This window comes from Arthrobacter sp. Cr_A7 (genome assembly GCF_029222765.1).
In the GTDB taxonomy this organism is placed as follows: domain Bacteria; phylum Actinomycetota; class Actinomycetes; order Actinomycetales; family Micrococcaceae; genus Arthrobacter.
In genome coordinates, this window is the sequence record NZ_JARHXQ010000342.1 from 1 (window position 1) to 7,320 (window position 7,320).

Annotated in this window: 6 protein-coding genes and 1 tRNA gene; 3 read left to right on the forward strand and 4 right to left on the reverse strand. The window is 66.3% G+C overall.

Going from position 1 to position 7,320, the window contains the following annotated elements; all coding sequences use genetic code 11:
• Nucleotides 1-29: 29 nt before the first annotated feature.
• The 3 genes from ettA to P2Q66_RS20545 form a co-directional block, all read right to left on the reverse strand.
• Nucleotides 30-1,712 carry an energy-dependent translational throttle protein EttA gene (ettA, locus tag P2Q66_RS20535; RefSeq protein ID WP_079596350.1) on the reverse strand — a complete coding sequence of 561 codons (1,683 nt, stop codon included), beginning with the start codon at nt 1,710-1,712 and terminating at the stop codon, nt 30-32.
• A 49-nt stretch (nt 1,713-1,761) separates the two neighbouring features.
• Entirely contained in the window at nt 1,762-2,367 is a 606-nt protein-coding gene (locus P2Q66_RS20540; RefSeq protein ID WP_275731115.1) for a hypothetical protein, read from the reverse strand.
• 118 nt (nt 2,368-2,485) lie between these two features.
• Nucleotides 2,486-3,046, reverse strand: coding sequence for a single-stranded DNA-binding protein (locus tag P2Q66_RS20545; RefSeq protein WP_079596352.1), 561 nt, complete (start codon nt 3,044-3,046; stop codon nt 2,486-2,488).
• Nucleotides 3,047-3,260: 214 nt separating this feature from the next.
• Between P2Q66_RS20545 and P2Q66_RS20550 the strand changes: the two genes are divergently transcribed.
• Nucleotides 3,261-3,333 (forward strand) — tRNA-Arg (locus P2Q66_RS20550).
• Between the two features lie 100 nt (nt 3,334-3,433).
• Here P2Q66_RS20550 and P2Q66_RS20555 read toward each other — a convergent pair.
• Nucleotides 3,434-4,663 (reverse strand): ROK family protein, encoded by a 1,230-nt coding sequence (locus tag P2Q66_RS20555; RefSeq protein WP_275731118.1) that lies wholly within the window; start codon nt 4,661-4,663, stop codon nt 3,434-3,436.
• 129 nt (nt 4,664-4,792) lie between these two features.
• Here P2Q66_RS20555 and xylA point away from each other — a divergent pair, with 129 nt between their 5' ends.
• Both xylA and xylB read left to right on the forward strand, forming a co-directional pair.
• Nucleotides 4,793-5,980: a xylose isomerase gene (xylA, locus tag P2Q66_RS20560; protein ID WP_275731120.1), complete on the forward strand. Its 1,188-nt coding sequence runs from the start codon at nt 4,793-4,795 to the stop codon at nt 5,978-5,980.
• 3 nt (nt 5,981-5,983) lie between these two features.
• A partial coding sequence (gene xylB, locus P2Q66_RS20565) for a xylulokinase (protein ID WP_275731121.1) occupies nt 5,984-7,320 on the forward strand: 1,337 nt, incomplete at its 3' end.

Here is a 7,320-nt window from a genome sequence, read left to right on the forward strand (position 1 = left end):
TGACCGGCGGGGCGCCGGTGCTGAAGTCCCTAGTCGCGGGTCAGGCGGCGGTGGGTGACGCGGTGCGGCTTGGCCGCATCCGGGCCCAGGCGCTCCACCTTGTTCTCCTCATAGGATTCGAAGTTGCCCTCGAACCAGTACCACTTGGACGGGTTCTCCTCGTCCCCTTCATAGGCCAGGATGTGCGTGGCAACCCGGTCCAGGAACCAACGGTCGTGCGAGACCACCACGGCGCAGCCGGGGAACTCAAGCAGCGCGTTCTCCAGGCTGCTGAGGGTCTCGACGTCGAGGTCGTTGGTGGGCTCGTCAAGGAGCAGGAGGTTTCCGCCCTGCTTGAGCGTCAGGGCGAGGTTCAGGCGGTTGCGCTCACCGCCGGAGAGCACGCCGGCCTTCTTCTGCTGGTCCGGGCCCTTGAAGCCGAAGGCCGCAACGTAGGCGCGGGACGGCATTTCGACGTTGCCCACCTGGATGAAGTCGAGCCCGTCGGAGACGACCTCCCACAGGGTCTTGTTGGGGTCGATGCCGCCGCGGCTCTGGTCCGCGTAGGAGATCTTGACCGAGTCGCCGATCTTCAGGTCGCCGCCGTCCAGCGGTTCCAGGCCAACGATGGTCTTGAACAGCGTGGTCTTGCCGACACCGTTGGGGCCGATAACGCCGACGATGCCGTTCCTGGGCAGGGTGAAGGAGAGCCCGTCGATCAGGGTCCGGTCTTCAAAGCCCTTCTGGAGGTTCTTCGCTTCCAGCACCAGGCCGCCCAGGCGGGGTCCCGGCGGGATCTGGATTTCTTCGAAGTCCAGCTTGCGGGTCCGGTCTGCTTCGGCAGCCATCTCCTCGTAGCGTGCCAGGCGGGCCTTCGACTTGGTCTGGCGGCCCTTGGCGTTGGAACGTACCCACTCGAGTTCCTCGGCAAGCCGCTTGGCCTGCTTGGCGTCCTTCTTGCCCTGGATTTCCAGGCGGGCACGCTTCTTCTCCAAGTACGTGGAGTAGTTGCCTTCGTAGGGGTACAGGTGGCCGCGGTCCACCTCGGCGATCCACTCGGCAACGTGGTCGAGGAAGTACCGGTCGTGGGTTACGGCCAGGACGGCGCCCGGGTAACTGGAGAGGTGCTGTTCGAGCCAGAGCACGCTTTCAGCGTCCAGGTGGTTGGTGGGCTCGTCAAGGAGGAGCAGGTCGGGCTTCTGCAGGAGAAGCTTGCAGAGGGCAACGCGGCGGCGTTCACCACCGGAGAGGTTGGTGACGTCCGCGTCAGCGGGCGGGCAGCGGAGCGCGTCCATGGCCTGTTCCAGCTGGGAGTCGAGGTCCCAGGCGTCGGCGGCGTCGATGGCTTCCTGAAGCTTGCCCATTTCCTCGAGGAGGGTGTCGTAGTCAGCATCGGGGCTGGCCATTTCCTCGGAAATTTCGTTGAACCGCTGGATCTTGCCGTAGATCTCGCCTACGCCTTCCTGGACGTTGCCCAGGACGGTCTTTTCTTCGTTCAGCGGCGGTTCCTGCAGCAGGATCCCTACGCTGTAGCCGGGGCTGAGCCGGGCCTCTCCGTTTGAGGGGGTGTCCAGTCCGGCCATGATCTTGAGGATGGTGGACTTACCGGCACCGTTCGGGCCCACAACACCGATCTTGGCACCGGGGAAGAATGACATGCTTACGTCATCAAGAATGAGTTTTTCGCCAACGGCCTTACGGGCCTTGGTCATTGTGTAGATAAATTCCGCCATGGTTCCAAATCTAGTGGGTAGGCGGGCATAACTCACATTTACGGCGGACTCAGGACCCTACGAAGCACTTGCCGCTGGCCAGCACCGGAAGGACCGTGACGGTGACTGTTCCTTCCCGGACCTGGCCGATGACGCAGTCGGTCCCCTGCAGCACCGCCGCCTCTATGGCGTCGGCTTCAAGGCCGGTGGGAGTACGGCTTTGCGACACCTGAAGGACAGCGGGGGCAATGCCCGCGCCGGTGAGTGCATCGGTGACCTGGGCGGTGGCGGGTTTTGGCGCCGCCGCTGCCAGCTGGGTCAGGGTGTTTGTCACGGTCTGCCTGACCGTTTCGGTGGCCGCCGCTTCCGCGTTGGCTGACGGTGCGGCTGAGGTGTCCGCGAGCGCGTCCCCGCCTTCCTCGCCGTTGCCCTCGGTACTGCTGTCCTGGGTACCGCTGTCCTGCGCGGCAGGGGCCGCGGTTTCCGTTGCCTGGGTTCCACTGTCTGCGGGTCCGGGCGAAGCGGTGGAACCCGGGGTGCAGCCGGCCATGACGGCGACGAGGGCTGCACCCGCGGCGAAGCGAAGCATCATGGTGCGGGCCCTGATCGTTTCTGGAGGAGCAGCCGGTGAGGCACCGGCTCCATGATTGTGCCGGTGGTCCAGGTTGTGCCGCATGCTGTCATTCTGCCACGGGTCCCGGAGCCGGTGATGCAGCCTGGGCGGACAGGGCACGGCCGGGGGGTGCCGAAGCCCTGCCCGCCCAGGAACTTGAGAGGGCGTTTGATGACAGTTCCTACACTCCTGATTCCGCGAGCTCCCCCGTTTCCAGATCCAGTGGCACAAGGTCGCCGTTGCTGTCCTCGATGTAGGCAGCGGCAGGATCGCCGCCCAGGTCCTCGTCGCCGTCCCCGGGTTCGTCGAACGGTCCGTCGGTACCGGCACGGTGTTCGCCGGCGAGGGGGGCGTCCTGGTCAACGAGCGAGAGAAGCGGCTTGGTGGAGGATCGGATGAAGTTGGCAGTACCCCAGGTGAGGTCGTGGCCCACGGCGTCAGCATCGATGGTGTGTGAGTAATAGACCCTGCCGTCCCGTTCCCAGCTGCGGATTTTCAGCGTGCCAACCACGATGACCGGCTGTCCCTTTCTGATGCTGCAGCCCATGCTTCCCGCGAGGTGGCGGTAGCCCTGGACCAGGAACCAGTTGGTGTGGCCGTCCATCCAGGCGCCTGTTTCCTTGTCACGCCGCCGCGAGGTGGAACCAATCCGGAAAGAGGCGGTGGCCACTCCCCCTGGCGTTGTGCCGCTTTTGATCTCGGTGGCAACGAATCCCCGGATCGTGATGGTGGTGTCGCTCATCTTTACGTCCTGTCTTCAATGGTGGTGCCTTAGCAGGCAAAACCAGCATCATCCCGCTGATCACCAGGGACGAGGGCCCGGACGTCCTATGTGCACAACCGCGGTCCCGGCGTGCTTGTGGAGGAGAAGTCTGGCGTTTGGAAACCTGTGACGCGACCTGCAGCCGGGCAATGTAAACTTTTTGAGGCGCCGGGCTTCAGGCCCGGATGCACCCGCCTCAGTAGCTCAGGGGATAGAGCAGCGGCCTTCTAATCCGCCGGTCGGGGGTTCGATTCCCTCCTGGGGCACCGATGTGATGAGTCGGGACATCCTTCACGGATGAGTCGGGTCATCGGTAGCACCCCGGTCTTCGGACCGGGGTGTTTTCTTTCTTGAATTCCCCCAGCGCTAGGGCTGAACCAGGTATGGCGCCTCGACGAGCGAGCGGACCACGCTGCCCGCCGCGCCAAGCAGCGCTCCGGCTTGCCCCACAGCCGTGAGGGACACCTGCTCCGCGGCGATCCTGCCGGGCGCGTACTTTTCAAGGCTCGCAACGAGCGGCGCCCGCAGCCAGGGGTCGAGGACCGCGAAGTGGCCGCCCAGCACCACCGAACCGATGTCCGTCACCCTGGCGGTTGAGGCTAGAGCCATGCCCAGGTACTTTCCGGCACGATCGACGGCGAGCAGGGCACCGGGCTCCCCCGCCTTCAGGGAATCCACCAGGGCGGACATGTTTTCAGAGCGTGTCCGGCTGCCTGAGATGCCGGCTGCCGTGAAGATGGCGTCCTGGCCGGCCACTGTTTCCAGGCATCCGGTTCCGCCGCAGGAACACAGGCTTCCGTCAGGGTCCACCACCACATGCCCCACTTCGCCGGCATGCCCTTCAGGCCCGGTGAACAGTTCGGCCCCGATGACCAGCCCGCCACCAACACCAACCTCGCCGGACACGAAGAGGAAACCGGAGCCACCATTGGCCTGCCGGTGCTGGAGTTCGGCCAACGCGGCAGCGTTGGCTTCGTTGAACAGGGCAACACCCAAAGCAGTACCGGGCAGCAGCCGGGTGAGATCGAGGTCAACGCCGGTCCAGCCGAGGTTCGGGGCGAGGAGGACCTTTGACGTCGCAGCATCCACGAGCCCGGGTACAGCCAGCCCGCCCCCGAGGATCCGGACGCCGCGCTTGCCCGCCGCACTGGCCACCGTCGCTGCCAGCAGGGCAAGGGCGTCCATGACAGGGCCGCTGTCGCTGTCCCGGTTGTCGCGCTCCTGGATTTCCTGCACCAGCAGGGTACCCGAGAGGTCGATGACTCCGGCCGCGATGTAGTCGACATTGATTTCCATGCCCATCACGGCGCGGTCCGGGTTGAGCTGCAGACCCACACCCGGCCGCCCGCGCTCCCCCTGCGGGTTCAGCCCTATTTCGCGGACAAGCCCGGCTTCCAGGAGCTCCAGGACCAGGCTCGAAACCGACGCCTTGGTCAGGCCTGTGGCCGAGGCAACCTGGGCGCGGGTGAGATGGGTATCAGCGGAGGCCTGGGCGATCCTTCCCAGAACGAGTGCAAGGTTGCTCCGGCGAACATCATTCATGCTGCCGGGCACGGCGGACTCGGTAAGGACTGCGGCCGGCACCGGCATCACCATCAGGACGCTCCTTGAAAAAATTTTGCCGGCGGGAGGCCGGGGCTGTTGACCCCAGCCTACGTCCCCGCATATAGTTCAGGCAATAAACTAATAGCCGCACCAAGGCGGCACTGACTGCAAGGACGCATCATGACTCTCTCCCCCACTCCCGCGGACAAGTTCACCTTCGGCCTGTGGACCGTAGGCTGGACCGGCGCCGACCCCTTCGGTGTTGCCACCCGCGCCGCCCTCGACCCGGTCGAAGCGGTCCACCGCCTGGCCGAACTCGGTGCCTACGGCATCACCTTCCACGACAACGACCTTGTTCCCTTCGACGCCACCGTCTCAGAGCGTGAGCTGATCCTGAAGAACTTCCGGACCGCGCTGGCCGAGACCGGGCTGAAGGTTCCGATGGTGACCACCAACCTGTTCAGCCACCCGGTGTTCAAGGACGGCGGGTTCACCTCCAACGACCGCTCCATCCGCCGCTTTGCCCTGTCCAAGGTCCTGCGCAACATCGACCTCGCCGCCGAATTCGGGGCGGAAACCTTCGTTATGTGGGGCGGACGCGAGGGCAGCGAATACGACGGTTCGAAAGACCTCTCGGCCGCCCTGGACCGGATGCGCGAGGGCGTGGATACTGCCGCGGCCTACATCAAGGACAAGGGCTACAACCTGCGGATCGCGCTTGAACCCAAGCCCAACGAGCCCCGCGGTGACATCTTCCTGCCCACCGTCGGGCACGGCCTGGCGTTCATTGCCCAGCTCGAACACGGCGACATCGTGGGCCTGAACCCGGAAACCGGGCACGAGCAGATGGCCGGCCTGAACTTCACGCACGGCATCGCCCAGGCGCTGTGGGCCGGCAAGCTCTTCCACATCGACCTGAACGGCCAGCGCGGCATCAAATACGACCAGGACCTGGTCTTCGGCCACGGCGACCTCACCAGCGCCTTCTTCACGGTGGACCTGCTCGAAAACGGCTTCCCCAACGGCGGCCCCCGCTATGAAGGCCCCCGCCACTTCGACTACAAGCCCTCCCGCACGGACGGCTACGACGGTGTCTGGGAATCAGCAAAAGCCAACATGGCCATGTACCTGCTGCTGAAGGAACGCGCCACCGCATTCCGCGCCGACCCCCAGGTCCAGGAAGCCCTCGCGGCCTCCGGTGTGTTCGAGCTCGGCCAGCCCACCCTGGCAGCCGGTGAGACCGCCGCCGATCTGATCGCCGACGCCGCCTCCTTCGAGGACTTCGACGCCGACAAAGCCGCGGAGCGTTCCTTCGCGTTCGTCCGGCTGAACCAGCTCGCCATCGAGCACCTGCTCAACGCCCGCTAAGCCATGGCCCTCGTAGCAGGCATCGACAGCTCCACCCAGTCCTGCAAGGTGGTGGTCCGCGACGCGGACACCGGAGAGCTCGTCCGGCACGGCCGCGCCGCCCACCCCGAAGGCAGCGAGGTCCACCCCGACCACTGGTGGACCGCACTGCAGGAAGCCATCAGGCAGGCCGGCGGGCTGGAGGACGTGGCCGCGGTTTCCGTCGGGGGCCAGCAGCACGGCATGGTGTGCCTGGATGAAACCGGCAACGTCGTCCGGCCCGCCCTGCTTTGGAACGACACCCGGAGTGCCGGCGCCGCCGCGGACCTGATCAAGACGGCCGGTGACGGTGACGCCGCTGCCGGTGCACGCTACTGGGCCGGTGCAACCGGCACCGTCCCGGTAGCGTCACTGACCATCACCAAGCTGCACTGGCTCGCCCAGAATGAGCCGGAGAACGCGGCGAAGGTGGCTGCCGTCTGCCTTCCGCATGACTGGCTGACCTGGCTGCTGATGGGCTTCGGCCCGGGAAGCGGCGCGGCCGGCCTGAAGGCGCTGGTAACTGACCGCTCGGACGCTTCGGGCACGGGCTACTACTCAAGCACGGATGGACAGTACCTCCCCGAGGTCCTGTCCGCGTCGCTGGGCCACGTGCCGTTGCTGCCGAAGGTGCTTGGCCCGCTGGAACCAGCGGGCAGGACCCCCCAGGGTTGCCTGATTGCGGCCGGCGCCGGCGACAACGCAGCCGCAGCATTGGGTGCGGGCGCCGGGCTGGGCGACGTTGTGATGTCGCTGGGCACGTCCGGCACGGTTTTTGCCGTGTCGGACATCCCGGCAGCCGATCCCTCAGGGCTGGTAGCGGGCTTCGCCGATGCCGCCGGCCACTACCTGCCCCTCGTATGCACCCTCAATGCAACCCGGGTTTTTGATGCCACCGCAGCGCTGCTGGGCGTGGACCTGCGGGAGTTCAATGATCTTGCGCTCTCCTCGGGACCCGGCGCGGGGGGCCTGACCCTGGTGCCCTACTTTGACGGCGAGCGGACCCCGAATCTGCCCGACGCCACCGGTTCCCTGCACGGCATCACCCGCACCAGCTACACGCCCGCCAACCTGGCCCGGGCCGCCGTCGAGGGCGTTGTCTGCTCGCTGGCGGACGGCCTGGCGGCACTCCAGGACCAGGGGGTGGTGGCCCGGCGGGTCATCCTGGTGGGCGGCGGCGCACAGTCTCCCGCGGTTCAGGATGCGGCCGTCCGGCTCCTCGGCGTCGCCGTCACCGTCCCGAAGCCGGGCGAATACGTTGCCGACGGCGCTGCCCGCCAGGCCGCCGCAGCGCTCACCGGGCAGTTCCCCTCCTGGGCGCT

What these genes read in the sequence shown, in the direction of transcription:
- ettA (WP_079596350.1), bottom strand. Translation starts at nt 1,712, where the DNA reads ATGGCGGAATTTATCTACACAATGACCAAGGCCCGTAAGGCCGTTGGC.
- P2Q66_RS20540 (WP_275731115.1), bottom strand. Translation starts at nt 2,367, where the DNA reads ATGCGGCACAACCTGGACCACCGGCACAATCATGGAGCCGGTGCCTCA.
- P2Q66_RS20545 (WP_079596352.1), bottom strand. Translation starts at nt 3,046, where the DNA reads ATGAGCGACACCACCATCACGATCCGGGGATTCGTTGCCACCGAGATC.
- P2Q66_RS20555 (WP_275731118.1), bottom strand. Translation starts at nt 4,663, where the DNA reads ATGGTGATGCCGGTGCCGGCCGCAGTCCTTACCGAGTCCGCCGTGCCC.
- xylA (WP_275731120.1), top strand. Translation starts at nt 4,793, where the DNA reads ATGACTCTCTCCCCCACTCCCGCGGACAAGTTCACCTTCGGCCTGTGG.